Consider the following 23,479-nt stretch of genomic DNA (forward strand, 5'->3'; position numbering starts at 1 on the left):
TATAGCAGGTGCCTCCATGATCCTCTATCTACACGGCTTTCGTTCCTCGCCTTCGTCCTACAAAGCGCAGCGCCTGAAACAAACCATGCAGGACAGGGGCTTGCTGCACCTGTGGCGCTGCCCGCAATTGCCCGCCAGCCCGGCCCAGGCCATTGCCATGTGCAAGCGCATTGTGGACACGGAAATGCAGGCAGGCATGAGCGCCGATCAATTGTGTGTGATCGGCTCCTCGCTGGGCGGTTACTATGCCAGCCACCTGGCGCAGCACTATCACAGCCGCGCCGTGCTGCTTAACCCGGTGGTCTACGCAGGGCGCGATCTGGCTACGCAGGTGGGCGAGCATGTCTGTTATCACTCGCCCGACCCGTTTCACTTCCTGCCCGACTATGTGGATGAACTGAACGACATTCACGTACCACGCCCCAGCGATCCCCAGCGCTTTTACCTGCTGGCCGCCAAAGGTGATGAAGTCCTGAACTGGCGCGAGATGGCGGACTGGTACAAAGGCAGCCAAGGTCACATTCTGGAAGGCGGAGATCACGGCCTGACCGACTTTGATCCCTGGATCAACGAAATTTTGCGCTTTGCCCTGCAACAACCTTAACTATCTTTACCGGATGGCCAGCACCATCCAGATGGAAAATCATGTACGTCCTTTTTGAAGACAGCGGTAATTTCAAAGCAGAAAAAATATTTTCTGACAGCGATACCACCATGCAGGTGGAATCCGCGTCTGGCAAACGCAGCAAAATAAAGAAAAACAGCGTTCTATTTACCTTCGAGCAGCCCGCCCCGGCAGAACTGCTGGAAAAAGCCCAAGCGCTGGCCGAATCCCTGGATATCAATTTTTTATGGGAATGCGCCCCCCAGGAGGAGTTTGAAGCGTCCACGCTGGCACAGGATTATTTCGGTCACGCGCCCAGCGCTGTCGAAAAAACCGGCACTATCTTTGCCCTGCACAGCGCACCCGCCTACTTTCACCGTCGTGGCAAAGGGCTGTACCGCCCTGCTCCGCCAGAAATTTTGCAAGCCGCTCTGGCCGCCATTGAAAAGAAACGCCTGCAGCAAGAGCAAATCCAGACCTGGGCCGAACAGATGATCAAGGGCGAACTGCCGCCCGAAGTTGCCGAGAAAGCCAGCACCTTCCTGACTCAGCCAGACAAGAACACGCTGGAGTGGAAAGCGTTTGATCAGGCCCAGAAAGAACTGGGTGTCAGCACGGAAAAGCTGCTGCTGTCGCTGGGTGCCTGGTCCAATCCACTGACTTTGCATCAACATCGCTTTTTGGCCGCGCACTTCCCCAAAGGGACAGGCTTTCCGGAGATTGCCCTGCAAAATTGGGGGCAGGACCTGCCCGAGGCCGATATCACCGCCTACTCGGTGGACGACGCCAATACGATTGAAATTGACGACGCCCTGTCCGTCCAGCATCCGGAACCGGGCCGCCTGCGTATCGGGGTTCACATTGCCGTGCCTTCGCTGGCCTTGGCTCGTGGCAACGAGATCGACCAGATTGCCCGCAATCGCATGGCAACGGTATACACACCGGGCTACAAGATCCCTATGCTGCCGCCTGAGCTGATCACGCATTTCTCCCTGGATCAAGGGCAGACTCGTCCTACCCTGTCGCTGTATGTAGACGCCGACATCAGCACTGGTGAAATCCTGTCGCATCAGACTCGTCTGGAACGCATTACCGTGGCGGGCAACCTGCGCCAACACGAGCTGGACCCGCTCATCAGCGAAGACGCTCTGGCCGACGAAAACGCCGAACTGCCCTATGCACAATGGCTGCGTCCGCTATGGAACTTCTCGCGCCAACTGTCAGCCCAGCGTGAAGCCGTGCGAGGCAAACCGGAAAACAATAACCGTGTGGAATACAGCTTCGAGCTGGATGGCCCGCACGACGATCCAAACTCCATCATTCGTCTGGTGCCACGCGTGCGCAATGCGCCGCTAAGCCTGCTGGTGGCTGAATACATGATTCTGGCCAATCAGCTGTGGGGCGGTTTGCTGGCCGAGCACAATGTGCCCGGTATTTATCGCTCCCAGCAGTTCATGCGTACGCGTATGTCCACCACCCCCGGCCCGCACGAATCCATTGGGGTGCCGCAATACATCTGGTCGACCTCGCCTCTGCGCCGTTATGTGGACCTGATCAATCAGGGCCAGATTCTGGCGGCGGCCGAGCACGGCATCTCTGCACGTCTGGCCGCCCCCTTCCAACCCAAAGATGCGGATTTGTACGCCATTATTGGTGCCTTTGAATCGCAATACACGCAGTGGTCGGACTACCAGTCCTCTCTGGAGCGTTTCTGGTGCCTGCGCTGGCTGCAACAAAACGACATCAAGCAGGTACAGGCCAGCTTCATCAAGGAAGATCTGGTGCGCCTGACCAATGCGCCGCTGGTTCTGCACGTTCCTGGCCTGCCTGCACTGGAGCGTGGTCAGGAAGTGACGCTGGATCTACTGTCCTTTGACGAGCTGGCTTTGACGGTAGAAGCCCGTTTGCGCTCGGTTGCCACGGCTGACTGACGACCATGAGCCAGCTCGACCGCCGCCACGCGTCCAAAGACTATTTGTGGCTGGCGGTCGCCCTTTCGGCACTGATCCATCTTTTGCTGATCTTCTGGCCGACTCGCGCGCCCTCGCCCGCTCCGACCAACAGTCTGGATGTAGCACTGGTCAATTTCAGCACCGACTCCGCACCATTAAGTCCTCAACTCTTGGCGCAGCTGAATCTGGACGGTGGCGGAGAGCATCAGCAAGGACAGGCCAGCAATCCTTTGCCGCTGACTGATCCCAACCTGCCCAACCAGTTAGTGCTGGAGGCCTTGCGTGCGCGCCAGCAAAGCCTGGAAGCCGAACAGCAGCGCCTGCTGGGGGAACTGGACAGTCAGGACAAAGTGCCTCCCTCCACACCCAGTCCTGAATATATCGGTGCCTCCATTGAGCCTGGTCCGGACGACCATGACTTGGCCCCCAAAGTTCAAAATAGCCAACTGGCAATCTTGCGTGAGCAGATTCGGGAGCAGCAACGCCAGCCCCGTTACCACTACGTGGGCCCCAGCGCCAAAGCCAGCGAGCAAGCCCAATACCTGGACCAGTGGCGTCAAAAAGTTGAACAAACTGGTACACGCCACTACCCGCAACAGGACGGCAAGCAGCTATACGGCCAGTTGCAAATGACGGTTTATATCCGGCGTGATGGCAGCCTGCTGCGCGCCCAGATCACTCAGCCCTCAGACCAAGCCGCCTTGAATCTGGCCGCACGCCGCATTGTGGAACTGGCCGCCCCTTTTGCCCCCTTGCCCGAGCAGTTGGCCCCCGGAGCAGATGTGCTCGTCATTACCCGCAGTTGGAGCTTTACCCATGACAGGCTCAGTATGCACAGCACAGATACGCAGTAAGACGGTATTGTCCACAGCAAGCTCAAGCGAAAGCAGACCCTGAGGTAAAATACCTGCTTTCAGCCTGGGTGCTGACACCTCATAACAAGACAAGCATCGCTTAACCATGCCCGACACGACTCCCGCCAAGCGCTACGGCGTTATTGGTCACCCTATCGAGCACAGCCGCTCCCCACAAATCCATACGCAGTTTGCCAGCCAGTTCAACCTTGCCTTGAGCTACGAGCGCATCCTGGCACCACTGGATGGCTTTAGCACCACGGTGGAAGCGTTTTTCAAGGACGGCAGCGGCCTGAACGTAACCTTGCCCTTCAAAGAACAGGCTTACGATCTGGTCGGCCCGCGCTTGAGCCGTCGTGCTCGCATGGCTGGTGCCGTCAATACGCTGTGGTTGGAAGAGGGGCAGTTGCATGGCTGCAATACCGATGGCGTGGGCCTGTGCTCGGATCTGCTGCGTGTTGGCCACAACCCGGAAGGCAAGCGTATCCTGCTGATCGGTGCGGGTGGTGCCTCGCGCGGAGTGGTGTTTCCCTTGCTGGAAGCCGGTTGCGAAATGCTGCACATCATCAATCGCACCAGCGCCAAAGCCTACGACATCCGCGAACAGGTCGTTGCCCTGGACCCGGATGCCTCGCGCCGCCTGAGTGCGGGCGGTCTGGATGACCACTGTGGCGACTGGGACATTGTAATCAATGCCACTTCGGCCAGCCTGAACCAGAATCTACCCGAACTGCCGGACGCCCGTTACCGCAGCAACTCCCTGGCCTACGATATGTTCTATGCCAGTGAACCCACTGCCTTCATGCGTGCCGCCGAGCAAGCCGGTGCCACACATAGCAAAGATGGCCTGGGCATGCTGGTGGGTCAGGCAGCCGCCAGCTTTCAGATCTGGCACGGCGTAGAGGCCGATGTCGAACCCGTACTGGCCAAGCTGCGCCAGGACATCGGGCAAGTCTGACGTGCGTCGCCTTCTGGCCCATCCCTGGAAACTGGCTGGCCTGGCCGTTCTGGCTGTGGCCGTCGGTGTTCTGCTTTATCAGATCGCCCTGTTCCTGATGGTGCTCTGGTATAGCGTGGTGCCACCTCGCATGACCACCTTCATGGCGGCAGAACAGGGCCAGTTGCGCAGCGCCAATGCGGATGCCGAACTGCGCTACCAATGGGTCCCTTACGACAAGATCAGCGCCAATTTGAAACGCGCGGTGATTGCCTCCGAAGACTCGAACTTCCTGAACCATTCGGGTGTCGAATGGGATGCCATCCGTAAAGCCTGGGAATACAACCGTCGCCAGTCAGAAAAGGGCTCTGCCCGCCGTCGCGGTGGCTCTACCATTTCCCAGCAATTGGCCAAGAATCTGTTTCTGTCGGAATCACGCAGTTATCTGCGTAAAGGTCAGGAATTGATTCTGACCTATATGATTGAAACCGTCATGAGCAAGGAACGCATTCTGGAGCTGTACCTGAACGTCGCCCAATGGGGGGAAGGCGTTTTTGGCGCCCAGGCGGCGGCACGCCACTACTTCAAGGTGGATGCGGCCAGGCTCAGTGCCATGCAGGCCGCCCGTCTGGCAGGCATGCTGCCCAACCCGGCCTACTATGACAAAAACCGTAACAGCCCCTATTTGCAATCGCGCACGCGCACCATCAGTCAACGTATGCGACAAGTCGCTATTCCCTGACTGCAATCCGCATTTTTGTTAAGCTAGCCACGTCTTTCCTGGGCCCTATTTTCATGCGCACCGCACGCCGCTATCTCGCTTCCGAAATCTATCGCTCCAGCGCCGTGGTGCTGATTGCCCTGCTTGGCCTGTTTACCTTTTTCGCCCTGATTGAAGAGCTGGACAAGGTCGGTTCCAAATTCACCCTGATGAATCTGTTTTACATCCAGGCCCTGGAACTGCCCACCCGTTTGTACGACCTGCTACCCATCGGTTTGCTGATTGGCGCCACCCTGGCCCTGGCCAGTCTGGCACAACGTAATGAACTGGTGATTTTGCGTGCATCGGGCGTCAGCGGCCTGCACATGATGCTGATGCTCTGGACCATTACCCTGCCCCTGGTAGGTGGTGCGTTTGTGCTATCCGAGTACGTCACCCCCATGGCCGAGATCAAATCCAGTGAACAAGGCATGGCCTTGCTGGGCCGCTCCGGTGGGGGACGCCTGGACAGCGGGTACTGGTTCAAGGAAAACAATGACAATGGCGGGGTGCGCATCATCAATATTGCCAACCTGCAAGGCGATGGCAAGGTAAGCGATGTCAGCGTGTTCGACTTCTCGGATGGACAACGCCTGAGTGGAATGACCCAAGCGCCCAGCGGGCAGTTTCACAAGAACCAGCTGGACTTGCAGGACGTTACTGAGACCCACGTCAATGAACAGGCCCACACGGCTCTGTCACAGGATAAGGCACCCGATCAAGCACTGGTCAAAATTGAAAAACGCCCAACCCTGACGCTGACCACCACGCTAACGCCGGATCGACTGATTGCACGCGTCGTGACTCCCGAGCGCATGTCCATTCTGGACCTGAAGGATTACATCGGCTATCTGGACGCCAACAAGCTGCAAACCAAACGTCAGGTTGTGGCCCTGTGGCGCAAAGTTGCCTATCCCTTCACCTTGCTGGTCATGATCACTATTGCTGCGCCTATCGGCTTCATGCAGACCCGCCACGGCGGTGTGGGCACCAAGGTCTTTACCGGTATCTTGCTGGGCGTGGGCTTTTTCATGATCAACCAGCTGGCCTTGAACGTGGCCATGCTCAGCAATCTGGCGCCGTGGGTCACGGCCCTGGTTCCGAACCTGATCGCCATGGCCATGGCCTTGAGTGCGCTTATCATGATGGAAAACCGGCACAACCGGCGTCGTCGCAACTCCAGCACAACCAACTAAATCATGTCCTTAGCTACTTCCCCCGCCATCTGGGCGATTGGTGATATTCAAGGCTGCTGCCGCCCCCTGGACAGCTTGCTCAGCCATCCTGATGTTGCAGCCGACAGCCAGGCCAAATTCTGGTTTGCAGGCGATCTGGTCAACCGTGGCCCGGACTCTCTGGGAGCGTTGCGCCTGATTCGTTCTCTGGGCGATCGCGCCGTCTGCGTGCTGGGCAACCACGACATTCACTGTCTGGCAGTTGCTGCCGGGGTACGCAAATCCGGCAAGCAGGATACCTTGCAGGAACTGCTGGCTGCGCCGGACGCACAAGAGCTGCTGGACTGGCTGCGACACCAGCCCCTGGCTCATTACGAACATGGACATTTGATGGTTCATGCCGGTGTGCATCCCGACTGGAGCCCGGAGCAAACGCTGGGCTACGCCCACGAACTGGAAGCGCTTCTGCGCGCCGATGATTGGCAAGACAAGATTATCGAATTGTTCGGCAATCACCCGGATCGTTGGGATGCCAAGCTAGAAGGTTACGACCGCCTGCGCGCCATTGTCAGTACCCTGACCCGCATGCGCATGTGCGAGGTGAATGGCCGCATGGACTTCAAGCACAAGGGTGCGCCGGATGCCGAATCGGGTTTGCTGGCGTGGTTTGAATTGCCAAATCGTGCCTGTGCCCAGGTACCTATTATTTTTGGTCATTGGTCTACACTAGGCTTGCTGAATACGCCTACCGTAATCAGTCTGGATACCGGCTGCGTCTGGGGTCGTCAGCTTAGCGCTGTACGCCTGCAAGACCGGCATCTGGTTCAGATCCACTGCCCGGAAAGCAAGAAACCGGGCTAAGCCTGTCAGGCCTCGACGGTGACAGCCTCGGGGCACACGATCGCACGAATCTGTTCACGGGCGTTTTGTGCCGTTTGTGAGCGCCCCCATTGCGTACAGGACTGAGCAGGCATCAGATCCAGAAAATGGCAGTGCACGGAAACATGGCGGGCGCTGAGCAACACCCAGATATTGCCAACCAGAGACTGCTCACCCACAAAGGCAAAACGCTCGCTGCGCTGGCCTTTCTGTTCAAACACCAAAGCAACAGGTTGGATATCTACATTCAAGCTGATGGCGGTCTCAAACAGGCTGGCATGAAAAGGCTGTACATCCAGCCCCGTCGAAGTCGTACCTTCCGGGAACAGGCCCACGGCATCACCACGCTCGAAACACACGGCCATTTGCTGGCTGACGACCTGAATGGCACGTCGCTGCCCACGCTCGATGAAAACCGTACCGGCACCCGCAACCAACCAGCCAATGACCGGCCAGCGGCGAATATCGCTTTTTGCAATGAAAGAAGTGCAGCGCACGCTGTTAAGGACAAAAATGTCCAACCAGGAAATATGGTTGGACACATACAGCACCGAGCGATCCTGGACGGCCTGGCCATGCTGGAGCACGCGCACGCCACAGATCAGCATCAAGAGGCGCGACATGCGCAGCACCATGACGCGGCGTCCGCCTGGACGCAATACCGGAAAAAGCAGACCGACGCTTAACAAGCCGACCACGATCCACACAATCAGAACGACAGCGCGCCAACTAAAACGAAATAAACTAATCAAAAGGCTGCAACCTTATAGAGGGCTCAGGCCGGTGGCAGGCTGTCCAGATATCGCTGCAGGATCACGCAAGCTGCCATGGCATCATCATCGTCATTATTGCCCAGCAATTCTTGAGCCTCCATGCTGGAGCCCCGCTCATCGACCAGGTCTACTGCAACGCCATAGCGACCGTGCAGCTGGTTGGCAAAACGCCGACACCGCAGCGAAGCATACTGCTCGCCGCCATCCAGGGTCAAAGGCAAACCTACCACGACGCGATCGGGCTGCCACTCCTTGAGCAAGGCCTCGATCGCCGCAAAGCGCTGTTCCCGTGTCACGGGCCGCAAAATCGTATAAGGGCGGGCCTGGCGCGTCAAGGTGTTGCCCAGCGCCACGCCAATTTTTTTCAGGCCATAGTCAAAAGCCAGCAAGGTTTGTGCCGAGCTGACCGTTGACGGTGTTTCGTGTTCAGGCATGGCCCGCAGCACCTGTCAGGGTAAAAGGACTGATTCCCAGCAAAGCCAGGGCGCGATCATAGCGCTCCCCAACCGGGGTAGAGAACAGGATTTCATGGGTGGCCTTGATGCTCAGCCAGGCATTGTCGGCCATCTCGCTTTCCAGCTGACCGGCGCCCCACCCGGCATAGCCCAGCGTAACCAGCATATGCACTGGCCCCTGGCCTTGAGCCACATCCTGCAGCACATCGCGGGAGGTTGTCAGGGTCAGATCACCCACCCCCAGGCTGGAGGTATAGGTTTTGTCAGAATCATGGAGAACAAAGCCGCGATCCGTTTGCACGGGCCCACCGAAGTAGACGGAGGTCGCGGCCAGATCAGCCCGGTTTTCCACGTCCACCTCGATGCGAGACAGCAATTCAACCAGGCTCAGATCCGTTGGTCGATTAATGACCAGGCCCAAAGCACCTTGTTCATTATGTTCACAGACATAAATCACCGTATCGGCCAAGCTGCCCGAAACCACACCGGGCATGGCAAGTAACAGGTGGTGCGTTAGATCAGCGCTTTCTTGGATTAGCGGGGACTGGCTAGTGGCACTCATACACACCTCCCGTCAAAACAAACCACCTTGGAACTTGAGATGATCACACTTGGATCATTTCGAAGTCTTCCTTACGAGCGCCGCATTCGGGACAGACCCAGTTCGGAGGGACATCTTCCCAGAGTGTGCCCGGCGCAATGCCTTCCTCAGGCAAACCTGCTTCTTCATCATAAATCCAGCCGCAAATCAGGCACATCCACGTACGCATAGTATTCCTACTGTATTTGTAAACATAGTCCGATCCGCGTGCAAATCGGGGCAATCCATTAAAATGGAGTTCATATTACTAAATTACTCAACCCGTGACATCCAGAGCCGTGCTGGCCCTGCATGTGTATCCAAGACAAGATGGCTGCTGAAATCAAAAATTCAAGTCCTGCCCTGGCGCTCGTGCTGGCTCCTTATGACCCAAGCGGTGGAGCCCACCTGCCTGCCGATTCAATCACTGGCGCTCATCTGGGCTGCCATATCGTCAGTGTGCCAACCGCCCTGCTGGTACGCGATAGCGCCCAGCAGGAAAACATCCAGACCCTGGCAGAAGACATTGCCGACGACCAGGCGCGCTGCTTGCTGGAAGACATGAACATCCAGGCCATCAAGTGCGGACCTGTCTACAGCCCTGAAATCGCCAGCATGGTGGCCGAGCTATGCTCTGACTACCCTGAACTGCCCCTGGTCCTGCACCTGAGCGCCATGCCCACGGGCCTGGACGAACTGGATGCGGACGACGCTCTTGATGCCAGTTTACGCCTGCTCCTGCCGCTGAGCTCCTTATTATTGATCGACCATCCCAGTCTGGAGCGCTGGCAAGCCGACGAGTTGCTGGGCGACACCCCGGATGCCGTGGAAACCTTGTTGAACAACGGTGCCAATGCCGTACTGGTGACGGGCGTGCCAGGGACCGCCGGGCAGTGGCACACACGTTTCCAGGGTCACCATGGCCGACTGGACTACAGCATGCCGCTGGATGGCGGCCTGCGCCAGCAGGACATAGACAGTTTGCTGGCTACCGCCTGCCTGAGCTTTCTGGCTCAAGGTCACGAGCTGGATAACGCGGTAGAATCAGCCTTGTTGCATCTGCAGGCACGCGCCAGCAACACCTTCCAGCCCGGTATGGGCCATCGCCTGTTCAACCCTGTTGCTCCCCAAGATGACTGACCCCACCACCTTGCGCTTTCCCGCCGGTCTTTACGGCGTTACTCCCGAATGGGACGACACCGCCCGCTTGTTGAACGCCGTGCGTGCCGCTCACGAAGGTGGTTTGCAGGTTCTGCAGTTCCGTCGCAAGAACGGCCCGGAACCAATCCGCCAGCAGCAACTCAAAGAGCTGATCAAGCTGTGCCTGTCCCTGGATTTGCCGCTATTGGTAAACGACCACTGGAGCTGGGCGCAAGAGTTTGACGTGCAAGGCGCACACCTGGGCAAAAGCGATGGCGAACTGACCCAGGCCCGTCAGGCACTGGGGCCGCAAGCCCTGCTGGGACGCTCCTGCTACAACAGTCTGGATCTGGCGCGCCAGGCTCTGGCAGACGATGCAGACTACATTGCCTTCGGAGCCATGTATCCCTCCAGCGTCAAACCCGAAGCGCCACCGGCTGAACTGAACACCTTGCGTCAAGCAAGACTGCTTTGCCAAGAACAAGAACACGAGGGACGGCGTGCTGCCATTGTTGCGATTGGCGGCATCACACCCGAGAAAATGCCCGAACTGCTGGAAGCAGGGGTCGATAGCGTTGCCGTTATCAGCAGCCTGTTTGAAACCAGCGATATACGCGCCACGGCGCAACGTTTTACCGACTACTTTCACGCCCAGGCCCCGTCGCGCTTTGTGCGCTGATCCCTTGCCTGGCCTTGACCTTTTCACCTCTGGATTCTTGCCTCATGTCCCGTAACTCCGAACTTTTTGAACGTGCCTGCAAAGTCATCCCCGGCGGCGTCAACTCGCCCGTCCGTGCCTTCGGTTCCGTGGGCGGTACACCCTGCTTTGTCGAACGCGCCCAAGGCCCTTACATCTGGGATGCAGACGGCCAGCAATACACGGACTACGTAGGCTCCTGGGGGCCGGCCATTCTGGGCCACTCCGATCCGGACGTTATCAAGGCCGTACAGGAAGCCGCCGTACACGGCCTGTCCTACGGTGCGCCTACCGAAGGCGAGGTCGTGCTGGCTGAAACCCTGACCAAGATGCTGCCGTCCATCGAGCAAGTGCGTCTGGTCAGCTCCGGCACCGAAGCCACCATGAGCGCCATTCGTCTGGCCCGTGGCTTTACTGGCCGCAACACCATCATCAAATTTGAAGGCTGCTACCACGGCCACGCCGACAGCCTGCTGGTCAAAGCCGGTTCCGGCCTGCTGACCTTTGGCAACCCAACATCCGCAGGCGTACCGGCCGAGTTTGTGGGCCACACCCTGGTTCTGGACTACAACGATCTGGACGCCGTGCGCGATGCTTTCAAACAAAAAGGCAGCGAAATCGCCTGCATTATTGTTGAGCCTTTTGCCGGCAACATGAACCTGGTGCGCCCAGCCCCCGGCTTTCTGGAAGGCTTGCGTGAACTGTGTACCGAATACGGCGCCGTACTGATTTTTGACGAAGTCATGACGGGCTTCCGCGTTGGCCCTCAAGGCGTACAAGGTCTGACCGGCATTCGACCTGACCTGACCACATTGGCCAAGGTGATTGGTGGCGGTATGCCCGTTGGTGCTTTCGGTGGTCGCCGCGACATCATGCAATGCGTCGCTCCCGTCGGTGGCGTTTACCAGGCAGGCACCCTGTCCGGTAACCCTGTCGCTGTGGCGGCTGGTCTGGCCACCTTGAAGAAACTGGCTCAACCCGGCTTCTACGACACCCTGACCGCCAATACGGCCAACTTGATTCAGGGCCTGAAAGCGGCTGCGAAAGACGCCGGTGTGCCCTTCACCGCCGACCACCAGGGCGGCTTGTTCGGCATCTACTTCAGCGAGAACGTCCCTACCTCCCTGGCCGAAGTCTCGGCTGGCGACATCGAACGCTTCAAGCAGTTCTTCCACGCCATGCTGAACAAGGGTGTGTACTTTGCACCATCAGCCTTTGAAGCCGGTTTTGTATCGGTACAGCACACCTCCGACATTACCGACGCAACCGTGCAAGCGGCCCGCGAAGTTTTTGCTACTTTCAAGAACTAAACGCTCCGGACACAAAAAAGCGGGCCTAAGCCCGCTTTTTTATTGCCTGGTGACTCAGTCCTGCGCCATCTGACGCAGCACAAAGCGCTGCAACTTGCCTGTTTCAGTACGAGGCAAGGAAGCCACAAACTCGATGGCACGCGGGTATTTGTAGGGAGCGGCATTCTCCTTCACAAAATCCTGCAGCTTTTTCTTGAGCTCATCGCTGCCGGTAAAGCCGGGCTTGAGCACAATGAAAGCCTGCACAATCTGGCCACGCTCTTCGTCCGCAGCACCCACCACGCCACACTCGGCAACAGCCTCGTGCTTGAGCAAGGTACCTTCCACCTCTGGGCCGGCAATGTTGTAGCCCGAGGAAACAATCATGTCGTCGTTACGGGCCTGGTAATACAGGTAGCCGTCCTCGTCCATCTTGAAGGTGTCACCAGGGAAATTCCAACCGCCCTGAACAAACTGCTTCTGACGTTCATCGTTCAGATACTTGCAGCCTGTTGGGCCTTTCACGGCCAAGCGGCCTACCGTACCGACCGGCACCGGATTCAGATCATCGTCCAGAATCGTGGCGACATAACCAGGCACCACTTGACCAATCGCACCGGCCCGCACTTTTTCTGGTGGACTGGACACGTACACGTGAATCATTTCCGTGCCACCAATACCGTCCGTCATCTCGATGCCGCTGGCCTGTTTCCAAAGCTGACGCGTTGCATCGGGCAAGGCTTCGCCTGCCGACACGGTGGCACGCAAGCTGGCCAAGGAATAACGGTCCACCAAACCAGCCATCTGACGATAGAAGGTGGGCGCGGTAAAGCTCATGGTCACTTTGAAGCGGTCAATCATGCCCAGCAGATCGGACGGTGTCAGACGCTCCAGCAAGACAGTCGATGCCCCCACACGCAGCGGAAAGCACAGCAGACCACCCAGGCCGAAGGTAAAGGCCAAAGGAGGCGTACCGCAGACCACATCATCCGGGGTCAAACGCAGCACGTGGCGCGAGAAGGTATCGCACATTGCCAGCACATCACGATGGAAGTGCATGCAACCTTTGGGCTGGCCAGTCGTACCGCTGGTGAAAGCGATCAGACAAATATCGTCAGCCGCGGTATCGCAAGCAGTGAACGCTTCGGGCTTGTCAGCCAGCAAGGCTTCCAGACCATTAGCGCTTTCATCGTTAAAGCACAGCAGTTGCTTCAGAACGGGCGTGTAGGAATCGTGCGCGGAGTCCATGCAATGCTCCAGCTCTTCGCGCAGGCGCTCATCACACAGGGCGGCATGAATCTCGGCCTTGTCCAGAATGGTCTTCAGTTCCACGGCACGCAACAAAGGCATGGTGGGAACCGTCACCAGACCGGCCTTGATGCTGGCCAACCAGCAAGCGGCCATCATGGGGTTATTGGGGCCACGCAGCAAAACCCGGTTGCCGGGCACCAGCTTCAGATCCTCAACCAGAACATGAGCAATACGGTTGGTCAGCACGTCCAGCTGCTTGTAGGTCAGGCTGCGATTCTCATCGCCCTGTGCCCACTGCAAAGCCACGCGATCACCATGCCCCGCTGCTACCTGCTCCCCCAACAACGCGACAGCGCAATTAAGACGAGCGGGATAGTCCACATCCGGATTTCCTTCCAGCAACATCTCCGGCCACCACTCCATGGGTGGCAGATTGTCGCGTGCAAAGGTATCAAGGTGCGCTGAACGTTCCATCCTTATCTCCTGCGTAGATTACGCCCCACTCAGGCGTAGACCCTGATCCATCAAAGGCGCCAGCCAAATTGGCAAGGTCTATATTGTTTAGTTCTAAAGGATATTAGCAAAAAAAACGCTTCAGTATCAGCAATCCCGACTACGGGTTATCCGCAGTAGCGCATCATCCTCAGCTGTTTCAGGGGTATCCTGAACTGGCCCGTAAATCTCTGATGTTCTTGCCTGTGCAACGCAAAATTCAATAATAAATTTCAGGATACGAGAAACAAATCGATCCACAGCATGCCTATTTTTCAATTAAGAAAAATTACTGCAGGCATTATTTTTGAAACAAAAAAAAGTATCAAAAATAGCAGGAAAATGATTAGGCAAATGAACGATACAGAAGCAAATGCCTTATACTTCAACTAAATAATCACTTGCATTTAGCCAGCTTATCGCATCGGGTCAAAGTAAGAGCGCCGACCCAGGAGTATTCAAAGCCACGGTTGAAAAAGTAAATAGCAGACAAGAGTTTGCATTTTTTTACTCAATGCTTTGTCACCCTTGCCAGCGCTTTCTATCAAGTTGATTAATTTAAGCTTAAAAACGAATTTACTTTGATCTGTCGCAATGTCAAACTTCGAACCAGCCCCTAAGATACCTTCCAAGCTAACCCAGCTTGCTCATGGCTGCGGTCTGCGTCCTTCAAAGCTAAATATTTTGGACATGCACCATTAAGGCAAGCTATCTATGATCATGAACGATATCCCCGCTTCCGCCGTCGCCGATGCCGCTCCCGACTTGGAAAGCCGTGCCCACAGCGACGACCACTTCGACACCCGACTGTGGCTACGCTTGATGGCCTGCACCAATTTGGTCGAGGGCGAAATTCGCAGCCGTCTGCGTACTGAACACAGCACCACCCTGCCTCGTTTTGACCTGATGGCGCAATTACAACGTCAGCCCGCCGGCATGAAAATGAGCGAGCTGTCCCGCCACCTGATGGTCACCAACGGCAATATCACCGGCATTACGGACCAGCTGGAAAAAGAAGGCCTGGTCGAACGCATCAAGGTGCTCACCGATCGTCGCAGCTCCCTGATCCGCCTGACACCCAAAGGCAAGCGCCAGTTCAAGAAAATGGCCGCCTCCCACGAACAGTGGTTGCAGGAGATGTTTGCCAACCTGTCGGAAAAGGCACGCGCCAACCTGTTTGAAGCCTTGGGCGAACTCAAACTGATCACTCGCAACAACGTGGCCATGGCTGCCCGCGAAAGCTGATCAGGCCTGGCGACCAAAGCTATGCTCAGGCGGCTCAAAGCAAGTATCATTATTGCTTTGAGCCGCCTTTAACATTGTTTTTCGGATCGCGTCATGGCCGTCAATCTGTTCATCCCCTCTGAATCTGATATTCACCCCGTTGCCGGTGTCAAAATCGGTATTGCCGAAGCCGGTATTCGCAAGGCCAACCGACGCGACCTGACCGTGTTTGAATTGGCCCCCGGCACCAGCGTGGCCGGTGTGTTCACCACCAACCGTTTCCGTGCCGCTCCAGTGCAAGTGTGCGAAACGCACCTGGCTACCCACGATGGCATCCGTGCCCTGGTCATCAATACTGGCAATGCCAATGCAGGTACGGGTCAGCCTGGTCTGGAAAAAGCACAGCAAACGTGCAAAGAAGCCGCGCGTCTGCTGAACATCCTGCCCCAGCAAGTGCTGCCCTTCTCCACAGGCGTGATTCTGGAGCCCCTGCCTATGGATCGTCTGCTCGGTGCCCTGCCCGCCGCCGTGAACGATCTGGCCGACAACAACTGGTTCAATGCTGCCCACAGCATCATGACCACCGACACGCAGCCCAAAATCGTGTCCCGTCAAATTCAGCTGTCAGGTAAAACCGTGACCTTGACCGGCATCAGCAAAGGCGCGGGCATGATTCGCCCCAATATGGCCACCATGCTGGGTTACCTGGCCACTGACGCCGGCATTGCTCCCGAACTGCTGCGCGATATGTGCCGTCTGGCGGCGGACCGCTCTTTCAACCGCATTACGGTTGATGGCGACACCTCCACCAATGACTCCTTCATCATCATGGCAACTGGCCAGAGCGGTGTCACGGTAGAGTCCATCGCAGACCCGAACTACAACGCCTTGCTCGACGCTCTGGTGGATGCCTCGCGCGAACTGGCCCAGAAAATCGTGCGTGACGCCGAAGGCGCCACCAAGTTCATGACCATTCAGGTTGATGACGCCGGCTCCAGCGAAGAAGCTCTGAAAGTGGCTTACGCCATCGCCCATTCGCCTTTGGTCAAGACCGCTTTCTTTGCCTCTGACCCGAACCTGGGCCGCATTCTATGCGCCATCGGCTACGCAGGCATTAGCGACCTGGACGTCAACAAGCTGCGCCTGTGGCTGGGTGATGTACTGGTCGCCGTAAATGGCGGTCGCAATCCCGACTACCAGGAAGAGGACGGCCAGCGCGTCATGCAGGAAGCCGAGATTCTGGTCCGCGTATCCCTGGGTCGCGGACAACACAGCGAAACGGTCTACACCTGCGACTTCTCGCACGAGTACGTCACTATCAACGCGGACTACCGCTCTTGATAAAAAACCGCCTCCACCCAATCGGTGGAGACGGTTTTGCCATACGGACAAGCCCGCCACTGGCGGGCTTGTTCTATTTCTTGCCCATGCCCTTGACCAGCGAGAGCACCGCAAGAATCAGGAACACGACAAACAGGATCTTGGCAATCGAAGCAGCACCAGCGGCAATGCCACCAAAACCCAGCACAGCAGCCACGATAGCTACAATAAAAAAGATTACGGCGTAGTAAAGCATACGATTCTCCTCATCATCAGTACGTACAGGGACAGCACCTTGTCTGACGGGCCATCTCAACGACAGCTCATGAAATACCTACAGACAAAAAAGGTTCCCACCCGCTAACGGTCGTACTTGTCGTAGAAGTCTTTAACCTCACGCTCCGCCTCTTCGCGGGTACGTCCATAGCGCTCTTGCACCAGACCGGCCAATTGCGTGGCATCCCCTTTCACCTTGGCCCACTCATCATCCGTAATTTCGCCCCAGACGCTGCGGGCTTTACCAGCCAGTTGTTTCCATTTGCCTTCGATCGTGTCCTTATTCATACGTTTCCCCTTAGTAGGTCCGAAAAATAAATGACTTACGCTTCTGTGAACGCAACAGCTCTACCGTAGCGGAAGGCGAGCCCCTCAAAGGCCACAGATTGAGGAGAAATGTAACCAATTAGCGATATGCCCTGTTTTAGGCGAGGCAGGTCCCCTCACACGTCCTTTACGATCCCCGGGCAAGGGGCCACCCCTGGCTCCCCAGAGGAAAACGAAAGGATTGGATGCAAAATACAGACAGGAGAAGGCCCAAGCCATTGACAGCAAAGCCTTTTTGCCCTATTATTTTTTGCTTGGCATTTTGCGTGTCAAGATTTTTTTATGTTAGATGGCATGGTAGCGGGCTCTTATTGGCCTTTTAAGCGATGCCTGTTTGACTCTTTAAGGGATTCCCTATGTACGCGGTTATAAAAACCGGCGGTAAGCAATATCGCATTACTGCTGGCCAAAAACTCAAAATAGAACAGATACCGGCAGACATTGGGCAAGAAATTTCGCTTGACCAGGTTCTGTCCGTCGGCGAAGGTGAAGCACTGCAAATCGGTGCTCCTTTCGTTGCTGGCGCTGTGGTCAAGGCTACTGTTCTTGCGCAAGGCCGTCACGACAAAATCAAGATTTTCAAAATGCGCCGTCGCAAGCACTACCGCAAAACGCAAGGCCATCGTCAAAACTACACCGAAATCCGCATCGAAGCGATCAACGCCTAAGTTGTTGCTAAAAGCGAATTTGGTATTTTCTTCATCTAGGAGCTAAAGAAATGGCACAGAAGAAAGGCGGCGGCTCTACGCGGAACGGCCGTGACTCACAGGCCAAACGTCTGGGCGTTAAAGTCTACGGCGGTCAGGTAATTTCGGCTGGCGGCATCATTGTTCGTCAGCGCGGCACTCAGTTTCACCCCGGCGTGAACGTGGGCATTGGTAAAGACCACACCCTGTTCTCCCTGGTCGATGGCAAAGTCAAATTTTCCATCACTGGTGCTCTGAACAAGCGTACCGTTTCGGTCGTTGCTGGCGAATAAGCCACTCGATCCAAGCGTACTCGCTGCGAAAAAGCCCTGCCGCCCTAGGCAGGGCTTTTTTTATGCATGGCCCCTGCGCCATCCTGAAAGCCCACACACCCGGCTTAGCCAGTCTCCCTACGGCCACAGCAAGAGATTAAAAATCGGCCACTATCACGGCACATACCGGCAGATAAGCCAATCTCCTATACACTAAGCAATTGGGGTTTTTGTTTAAAATGGTCTGCTCCCAGACCAGCAGCCCGTACGGTTCTGCGGCCCCTGGACCTATACAGCACTCATCACCATGAAATTCGTAGACGAAGCGACCATTGAAGTGGTCGCAGGCAAAGGTGGAAACGGCGCTGCCAGTTTCCGCCGAGAAAAATTTATTGAAAAAGGTGGCCCCAATGGCGGCGACGGCGGACGCGGTGGCAGCATCTATGCCGAGGCCGACCGTAACGTCAACACCTTGATCGACTACCGCTACGCCCGCCTGCACCGCGCTCGCAACGGCGAAAACGGCCGTGGGTCCGACCAATACGGCGCGGGTGGCGAGGACATCACCCTGCGCGTGCCCGTAGGCACCATGATTTTTGACGCAGAAACCGGCGAGCAGCTGTTTGACATGAAGCGTCATGGCGAACGCATCACCCTGGCCCAAGGCGGCGCCGGTGGCTTGGGTAACCTACACTTCAAATCCAGTGTGAACCGTGCCCCGCGTCAATTTACCTATGGCAAGGAAGGCGAGCATCGCAAGCTGCGTCTGGAGCTGAAGGTGCTGGCTGATGTCGGTCTGCTGGGTATGCCCAATGCCGGAAAATCCACGCTGATCACCCGTATTTCCAACGCCAAGCCTCGCATTGCGGACTACCCTTTCACCACCTTGCACCCTAACCTGGGCGTGGTGCGTTCGTCCGAAGCACACAGCTTTGTGGTTGCCGATATTCCAGGCCTGATCGAAGGCGCTTCCGAAGGTGCTGGCCTGGGCCACTTGTTCCTGCGTCACCTGACTCGCACCCGTATCTTGCTGCATCTGCTGGATGTATCCAGCCTGGATCCGGACGAGGATATTGTGGCCAAAGTGGCTTCGGAGGCCCGTGCCATTGTTGAAGAACTGCGCCTGTACAGCGAAGAGCTGTACGCCAAGCCACGCTGGCTGGTGCTGAACAAGCTGGACATGGTCTCTGATCCGGAAGACCTGAAAGCCCGCCTGCTCAAAGAGCTGAACTGGGAAGGCCCGGTCTTTGGTATCTCCGCCCTGACCGGTGTGGGCACACAGGATCTGGTGTATCAGTTGCAGTCCTGGCTGGACGAAGAAAGCCGCAAAGAGCATATCGAGCAAGATATTGCTGACGGCACCCATATTTACGACGAGAGGTTTGCCCCAGACTGATCGTTGCCACACAGGTCCAGGACTTAGACTCCAGGACTGACTCTAAAAATGCCCGGAAGACGCGGTTAAGCCAGCCGCCCTACTCCTGGCATTTTCTCTATTTACACGCCAAGCGATGGATTTCTGAACTCGTCATGCAGCACTCTTCTCATTCTGAATCGGCCGTTGCACAATCGCGCCGATTGGTTATTAAAGTAGGTTCGTCCCTGGTCACCAACGAGGGCAAGGGGATTGACCTGGATGCCGTGGAGCAATGGGCTACCCAGATTGCTCAACTGCATGCCCAAGGCAAGCAATTGGTGCTGGTTTCCAGCGGTGCCATTGCCGAAGGCATGGCCCGCCTGGGCTGGCCGCGCCGACCGAAGGCCATGAATGAGTTGCAAGCGGCGGCCGCCGTCGGCCAGATGGGCTTGATTCAAGCCTATGAAGTGGCTTTTGCCCGCCACGGCGTGCGCACCGCCCAGATCCTGCTGACCCATGAAGACCTGGCAGACCGCCATCGCTACCTGAACGCGCGCGGCACTATCAACACCTTGCTGGATCTGGGTGTGGTGCCCATCGTGAACGAGAACGATACGGTGGTCACGGATGAAATCCGCGTGGGCGACAACGATACTTTGGGTGCGCTGGTCACCAATCTGATTGAAGCCGAAACCCTGATCATCCTGACCGACCAGGCTGGCCTGTACAGCGCCGATCCGCGCAGCAATCCCGATGCGCAGTTCATCTCGCTGGGACAAGCGGGCGACCCGACCCTGGAAGCCATGGCAGGCGGCTCGGGCAGCAACATCGGCACCGGCGGCATGATCACCAAGATTCTGGCGGCCAAGCGTGCTGCGCAAAGCGGTGGTCACACCATTATTGCGTCGGGCCGTGAACAGCAAGTGCTGTCGCGTCTGTCGCAAGGAGAACGCATAGGCACAGAACTGCGTGCCACTCTGCCTGTACGTTCGGCCCGTCAACGCTGGCTGGTTGACCAACTGCGTGTGCGTGGTCGCGTGTCGCTGGACGAAGGCGCCGTACGTGCGCTGGTAGACGGCCACAAGAGCCTGCTGCCCGTGGGTGTCACCCATGTAGAGGGCGAGTTTGACCGTGGCGATGTGGTGGCCTGCGTGGACAAGCACGGCGTGGAATACGCCCGTGGTCTGATCAACTACTCCTCGGATGACACCCGCCGCATCATGGGCCAGCCCAGCCACCTGATCAATGAGTTGCTGGGCAGCGAACACGATACGGAACTGATCCACCGCAACAATATGGTGTTCCCGCGCAGTGCTCCGGACCAGGACTAAACCTTGACCCCTGCCCTGCCCGCCTGTTGAAATAGACGGATAAAACGTATCGAATTGCGACAGTACGCGCGGTTTTTCCGCGCCTGATTGCAACACTTTCCCTTTCGGGCGATGTGCCCAAGGAACCGTATGAAGATCCTCGTGCTAGGTGCTGGCGTAGAAGGCGTAACCAGCGCTTATTATCTTGCCCGCCAAGGACACAGCGTAACGGTCATCGACCGCATGGCTGGGCCCGCTCTGGAAACCAGTTTTGCCAATGCAGGTCAGCTTTCCTTTGGCTATGCCTGCCCCTGGGCCGCGCCGGGTATCCCGCGCAAGGCCATCAAGTGGATGTTCGACGAGCACCCGGCCCTGACTATTCGTCCCGATGGCACGCTGACACAAATCAAGTGGCTGCTGGCCATGTGGCGCAACTGCACGGCAGACCGCTACGCCATCAATAAAGAGCGCATGGTGCGTCTGGCTGAATACAGCCGCCACTGCATGGCCGAGCTGCGCGCCCAGACCGATATTCAGTTCGAGCACCGCGCCCAAGGCACCTTGCAGTTGTTCCGTACACAAAAGCAGCTGGACGGTATTGCTGCCGACATCGAGGTACTGAAAGAAGCCGGGGTGCCTTACGAGCTGCTGTCTGCGTCTGAGCTGCACATGATTGAGCCAGCTCTGCGCCACGTAGAGCATAAATTGAGCGGTGGTCTGCGTTTCCCTGAAGACGAAACCGGCGACTGCCAGATGTTTACACGTCGCCTTGGTGAACTGGCTGAACAGGAAGGCGTGGAGTTCCGCTGGAACCAGAACATTCAGCGCATTCACAGCAATGGCACGGAGATCAGCGGCGTGCAAAGCTCCGACGGCCTGCTGACCGCCGATGCCTACGTGGTGGCCTTGGGCTCCTGGTCTACGGGTCTGATGAAAGACCTGCAAGCCATCCCGGTCTACCCTTTGAAAGGCTATTCCATTACCGCCACGATTGCGGACGCCTCCCGTGCGCCCCAATCCACCCTGCTGGATGAAAGCTACAAGATCGCCCTGACCCGCTTTGACAATCGCATTCGTGTGGGTGGCATGGCCGAGGTAGTCGGCTTTAACAAGCGTCTGAATCCCCGCCGTGAGCAGACCTTGCTGATGGTCTTGAACGACCTGTTCCCCGGCAGCTATCAAAGCGATGCCGACCTGCATTTCTGGACCGGCCTGCGTCCCAAGACGCCGGACAGCACCCCGATTGTGGGCCGCAGCCGCTACCCTAACCTGTTCTTGAATACAGGCCACGGCACGTTGGGATGGACCTTGGCTACCGGCAGTGCACAATTGCTGGCTGATCTGATCAGCAACAAGGAGCCGGCCATCCGGGCAGACGACTTGTCGGTGCAGCGCTACTACTGAACCCCTGCCCTCACACGATGAACAAAGGCTCTGCCGGGTTTGACCGACAGGGCCTTTTTCAACTGCCCTGCCCTAATGACGCATCGGCTCGGTCAGCAACTGGCAATTAGCAGCGAACATATAGCCCCAGTTATGAATCGAGCGGATAGGCAAAGCCGTCCCACCCTGGTTGAATTTGCGCCGCATACGGCTGACCAAAACCCCCAGACGATTGATATGCAAAGCCCCAGGCGGATTGCTGATCACATCCGTTTTACTGGCGACAGCCTGCATCAACTCGTAATGGCTGGCCCGGCGACCCTCTTCTCGCAGCAAACGGACGATGAAGGCGCGCTCCGTGCTGGTCAGACTAAACGAAATACCCACAGGGGATATCAAGGCCCAGCCCTCCTGATCCAGCACCCATTCCTGGGGCAGAGACGGTTCAGGAATGAGGGGCATCTGCATCATGCGCCGCTGCAGGCTATGCAAACTGGCCGCCAGCAGCTCCAAAGACGCATCTTTGGGACAAAACTGGTCTCCCCCGCTATGCAAGGCTTGCAGCATGGCCGAATCCGTCGCATCGGACTGCATCAGGATTCCAATTTGCGGACACAGCATACGCAAACGCACGGCTGCCGAGCAGATCTCTGCCAAGGCCCCACCCAGCCAGGCAATACATATAGAACCCGCATATCGGCCTCGTGTTTGGGCCAACTGCAATAAAGCCGTCACATCCGGACAAAAAATAAGACGATAACCACGTTCTGCCAGAGCCTGAATTTTTTGTTCTAGTAAGTTTCGATCAGGGATAGCTGTGGCCAGGTACAGCACAACAGGACCGCCAGCAATTTCATTTGCAACCGACATAGTTGATACCTTAACTATAATGACATCTGATGACTATGTCGGACAGTATAAATCACGACCGTGATTTTTAATTAAAACCATCGTGCTGGCGCTTGCATCAACAATCTGTTGTGTGAAACATTTCTCCGAACGCCTTCGCCATGCACGTCAATATCGCGGTCTGTCTCAGGCTGATTTGGCACGTCTATGCGGATTGAGTCAGAGTGCCATCTCCAACTACGAAAACGGTACTCGTCGAGATGCTCGTGAAATTCTGGAATTGTCCAGAGCCTTGAATGTCAGCGCTGTGTGGTTGCGCAAAGGTACCGGCACGATGGAATTCACCAAGGATGGCTACACACTGTCCGAACCCCAGGCCGGCCCTCCGATTGTCTCTTGGCCCTTCCGTCTGTTCTCCGTTGATGAGGTGGTTGCTTTGGCAGATAGCGAACGTGATTTGCTTGATCGCACTTTGCGTCATTTGCTGGACGGCATGAAAAAGCGCTAGCTGCGGCTCCTTTCTCCCACCTTCTGGCCCTGCCACCACGCTTCGCAGTGCTTTGCCAAGTACTTGGCAGCACACTGTTCAATACCAGGCTGCAACCCCGCCTATCCTAACCCTCTCTCTGGTTTAGCA

General features: G+C 56.8%; 26 protein-coding genes. 18 read left to right on the forward strand and 8 right to left on the reverse strand.

Annotation, left to right across the window (positions count from 1 at the left end):
- Nucleotides 1–16 precede the first annotated feature (16 nt).
- From CPY64_RS14465 to CPY64_RS14495, 7 genes are all read left to right on the forward strand, one after another.
- On the forward strand, nt 17–604 hold the full coding sequence (locus CPY64_RS14465) for a YqiA/YcfP family alpha/beta fold hydrolase (protein ID WP_042486425.1): 588 nt from the start codon (nt 17–19) through the stop codon (nt 602–604).
- A 41-nt stretch (nt 605–645) separates the two neighbouring features.
- Nucleotides 646–2,535 carry a ribonuclease catalytic domain-containing protein gene (locus CPY64_RS14470; protein WP_042486429.1) on the forward strand — a complete coding sequence of 630 codons (1,890 nt, stop codon included), beginning with the start codon at nt 646–648 and terminating at the stop codon, nt 2,533–2,535.
- Nucleotides 2,536–2,540: 5 nt separating this feature from the next.
- Nucleotides 2,541–3,410, forward strand: coding sequence for an energy transducer TonB (locus tag CPY64_RS14475; protein WP_042486430.1), 870 nt, complete (start codon nt 2,541–2,543; stop codon nt 3,408–3,410).
- A gap of 106 nt (nt 3,411–3,516) precedes the next feature.
- Nucleotides 3,517–4,368, forward strand: coding sequence for a shikimate dehydrogenase (gene aroE / locus CPY64_RS14480; protein ID WP_042486433.1), 852 nt, complete (start codon nt 3,517–3,519; stop codon nt 4,366–4,368).
- Complete coding sequence (gene mtgA, locus CPY64_RS14485; RefSeq protein ID WP_373862641.1) at nt 4,319–5,089, forward strand: monofunctional biosynthetic peptidoglycan transglycosylase; 771 nt, start codon at nt 4,319–4,321, stop codon at nt 5,087–5,089. Before aroE ends, mtgA begins: the two co-directional genes overlap by 50 nt.
- A gap of 53 nt (nt 5,090–5,142) precedes the next feature.
- The gene (gene lptG / locus CPY64_RS14490; protein WP_042486440.1) at nt 5,143–6,303 is read left to right on the forward strand and encodes an LPS export ABC transporter permease LptG; all 1,161 of its coding nucleotides are present in this window, start codon (nt 5,143–5,145) and stop codon (nt 6,301–6,303) included.
- A 3-nt stretch (nt 6,304–6,306) separates the two neighbouring features.
- Nucleotides 6,307–7,143 (forward strand): symmetrical bis(5'-nucleosyl)-tetraphosphatase, encoded by an 837-nt coding sequence (locus CPY64_RS14495; RefSeq protein ID WP_042486443.1) that lies wholly within the window; start codon nt 6,307–6,309, stop codon nt 7,141–7,143.
- Between the two features lie 5 nt (nt 7,144–7,148).
- On the opposite strand, the gene CPY64_RS14500 is transcribed toward CPY64_RS14495, so the two are convergent.
- The 4 genes from CPY64_RS14500 to CPY64_RS14515 form a co-directional block, all read right to left on the reverse strand.
- Entirely contained in the window at nt 7,149–7,913 is a 765-nt protein-coding gene (locus CPY64_RS14500; protein ID WP_080723795.1) for a lysophospholipid acyltransferase family protein, read from the reverse strand.
- A gap of 23 nt (nt 7,914–7,936) precedes the next feature.
- Nucleotides 7,937–8,368, reverse strand: coding sequence for a Holliday junction resolvase RuvX (gene ruvX / locus CPY64_RS14505; protein WP_042486448.1), 432 nt, complete (start codon nt 8,366–8,368; stop codon nt 7,937–7,939).
- Complete coding sequence (locus CPY64_RS14510) at nt 8,361–8,882, reverse strand: YqgE/AlgH family protein (RefSeq protein WP_052362978.1); 522 nt, start codon at nt 8,880–8,882, stop codon at nt 8,361–8,363. Before CPY64_RS14510 ends, ruvX begins: the two co-directional genes overlap by 8 nt.
- A 112-nt stretch (nt 8,883–8,994) precedes the next feature.
- Entirely contained in the window at nt 8,995–9,159 is a 165-nt protein-coding gene (locus CPY64_RS14515) for a rubredoxin (RefSeq protein ID WP_009460582.1), read from the reverse strand.
- A 140-nt stretch (nt 9,160–9,299) separates the two neighbouring features.
- On the opposite strand from CPY64_RS14515, the gene CPY64_RS14520 reads away from it, so the two are divergent.
- Genes CPY64_RS14520 through hemL form a run of 3 tightly spaced genes read left to right on the forward strand, consistent with a single transcriptional unit; the run spans nt 9,300 to nt 12,116 of the window.
- On the forward strand, nt 9,300–10,109 hold the full coding sequence (locus tag CPY64_RS14520) for a bifunctional hydroxymethylpyrimidine kinase/phosphomethylpyrimidine kinase (RefSeq protein ID WP_063691640.1): 810 nt from the start codon (nt 9,300–9,302) through the stop codon (nt 10,107–10,109).
- On the forward strand, nt 10,102–10,788 hold the full coding sequence (gene thiE / locus CPY64_RS14525) for a thiamine phosphate synthase (RefSeq protein WP_042486457.1): 687 nt from the start codon (nt 10,102–10,104) through the stop codon (nt 10,786–10,788). Before CPY64_RS14520 ends, thiE begins: the two co-directional genes overlap by 8 nt.
- Nucleotides 10,789–10,832: 44 nt before the next feature.
- Nucleotides 10,833–12,116, forward strand: coding sequence for a glutamate-1-semialdehyde 2,1-aminomutase (gene hemL / locus CPY64_RS14530; protein ID WP_042486460.1), 1,284 nt, complete (start codon nt 10,833–10,835; stop codon nt 12,114–12,116).
- A 54-nt stretch (nt 12,117–12,170) separates the two neighbouring features.
- On the opposite strand, the gene CPY64_RS14535 is transcribed toward hemL, so the two are convergent.
- Nucleotides 12,171–13,820 (reverse strand): AMP-binding protein, encoded by a 1,650-nt coding sequence (locus tag CPY64_RS14535; protein WP_042486462.1) that lies wholly within the window; start codon nt 13,818–13,820, stop codon nt 12,171–12,173.
- A 732-nt stretch (nt 13,821–14,552) separates the two neighbouring features.
- Here CPY64_RS14535 and CPY64_RS14540 point away from each other — a divergent pair.
- Together CPY64_RS14540 and argJ are read left to right on the forward strand one after the other, a co-directional pair.
- Nucleotides 14,553–15,083 carry a MarR family winged helix-turn-helix transcriptional regulator gene (locus CPY64_RS14540; protein ID WP_042486464.1) on the forward strand — a complete coding sequence of 177 codons (531 nt, stop codon included), beginning with the start codon at nt 14,553–14,555 and terminating at the stop codon, nt 15,081–15,083.
- Between the two features lie 93 nt (nt 15,084–15,176).
- Nucleotides 15,177–16,403, forward strand: a complete 1,227-nt coding sequence (gene argJ / locus CPY64_RS14545) for a bifunctional glutamate N-acetyltransferase/amino-acid acetyltransferase ArgJ (protein WP_042486466.1) — start codon at nt 15,177–15,179, stop codon at nt 16,401–16,403.
- 73 nt (nt 16,404–16,476) lie between these two features.
- Here argJ and CPY64_RS14550 read toward each other — a convergent pair whose 3' ends face one another.
- Together CPY64_RS14550 and CPY64_RS14555 are read right to left on the reverse strand one after the other, a co-directional pair.
- Nucleotides 16,477–16,638: a DUF1328 domain-containing protein gene (locus CPY64_RS14550; RefSeq protein ID WP_009460570.1), complete on the reverse strand. Its 162-nt coding sequence runs from the start codon at nt 16,636–16,638 to the stop codon at nt 16,477–16,479.
- 104 nt (nt 16,639–16,742) lie between these two features.
- Nucleotides 16,743–16,946, reverse strand: coding sequence for a CsbD family protein (locus CPY64_RS14555; protein WP_009460568.1), 204 nt, complete (start codon nt 16,944–16,946; stop codon nt 16,743–16,745).
- A gap of 395 nt (nt 16,947–17,341) precedes the next feature.
- On the opposite strand from CPY64_RS14555, the gene rplU reads away from it, so the two are divergent.
- From rplU to CPY64_RS14580, 5 genes are all read left to right on the forward strand, one after another.
- A complete protein-coding gene (gene rplU, locus CPY64_RS14560) occupies nt 17,342–17,653 on the forward strand; it encodes a 50S ribosomal protein L21 (RefSeq protein ID WP_003801901.1) in 312 nt (103 codons plus the stop codon).
- Between the two features lie 50 nt (nt 17,654–17,703).
- Nucleotides 17,704–17,964 carry a 50S ribosomal protein L27 gene (rpmA, locus tag CPY64_RS14565; protein ID WP_009460566.1) on the forward strand — a complete coding sequence of 87 codons (261 nt, stop codon included), beginning with the start codon at nt 17,704–17,706 and terminating at the stop codon, nt 17,962–17,964.
- 286 nt (nt 17,965–18,250) lie between these two features.
- Nucleotides 18,251–19,339, forward strand: a complete 1,089-nt coding sequence (gene obgE, locus CPY64_RS14570; RefSeq protein ID WP_042486470.1) for a GTPase ObgE — start codon at nt 18,251–18,253, stop codon at nt 19,337–19,339.
- Between the two features lie 134 nt (nt 19,340–19,473).
- Nucleotides 19,474–20,631, forward strand: a complete 1,158-nt coding sequence (gene proB / locus CPY64_RS14575) for a glutamate 5-kinase (protein WP_042486473.1) — start codon at nt 19,474–19,476, stop codon at nt 20,629–20,631.
- A 129-nt stretch (nt 20,632–20,760) separates the two neighbouring features.
- A complete protein-coding gene (locus CPY64_RS14580) occupies nt 20,761–22,014 on the forward strand; it encodes a D-amino acid dehydrogenase (RefSeq protein WP_042486476.1) in 1,254 nt (417 codons plus the stop codon).
- A gap of 72 nt (nt 22,015–22,086) precedes the next feature.
- On the opposite strand, the gene CPY64_RS14585 is transcribed toward CPY64_RS14580, so the two are convergent.
- A complete protein-coding gene (locus CPY64_RS14585; RefSeq protein ID WP_042486479.1) occupies nt 22,087–22,863 on the reverse strand; it encodes a response regulator transcription factor in 777 nt (258 codons plus the stop codon).
- 112 nt (nt 22,864–22,975) lie between these two features.
- Between CPY64_RS14585 and CPY64_RS14590 the strand changes: the two genes are divergently transcribed.
- Complete coding sequence (locus CPY64_RS14590) at nt 22,976–23,350, forward strand: helix-turn-helix domain-containing protein (RefSeq protein WP_042486482.1); 375 nt, start codon at nt 22,976–22,978, stop codon at nt 23,348–23,350.
- The last annotated feature ends 129 nt before the right edge of the window (nt 23,351–23,479 follow it).

The organism is Alcaligenes faecalis, assembly GCF_002443155.1.
Lineage (GTDB): Bacteria > Pseudomonadota > Gammaproteobacteria > Burkholderiales > Burkholderiaceae_B > Alcaligenes > Alcaligenes faecalis.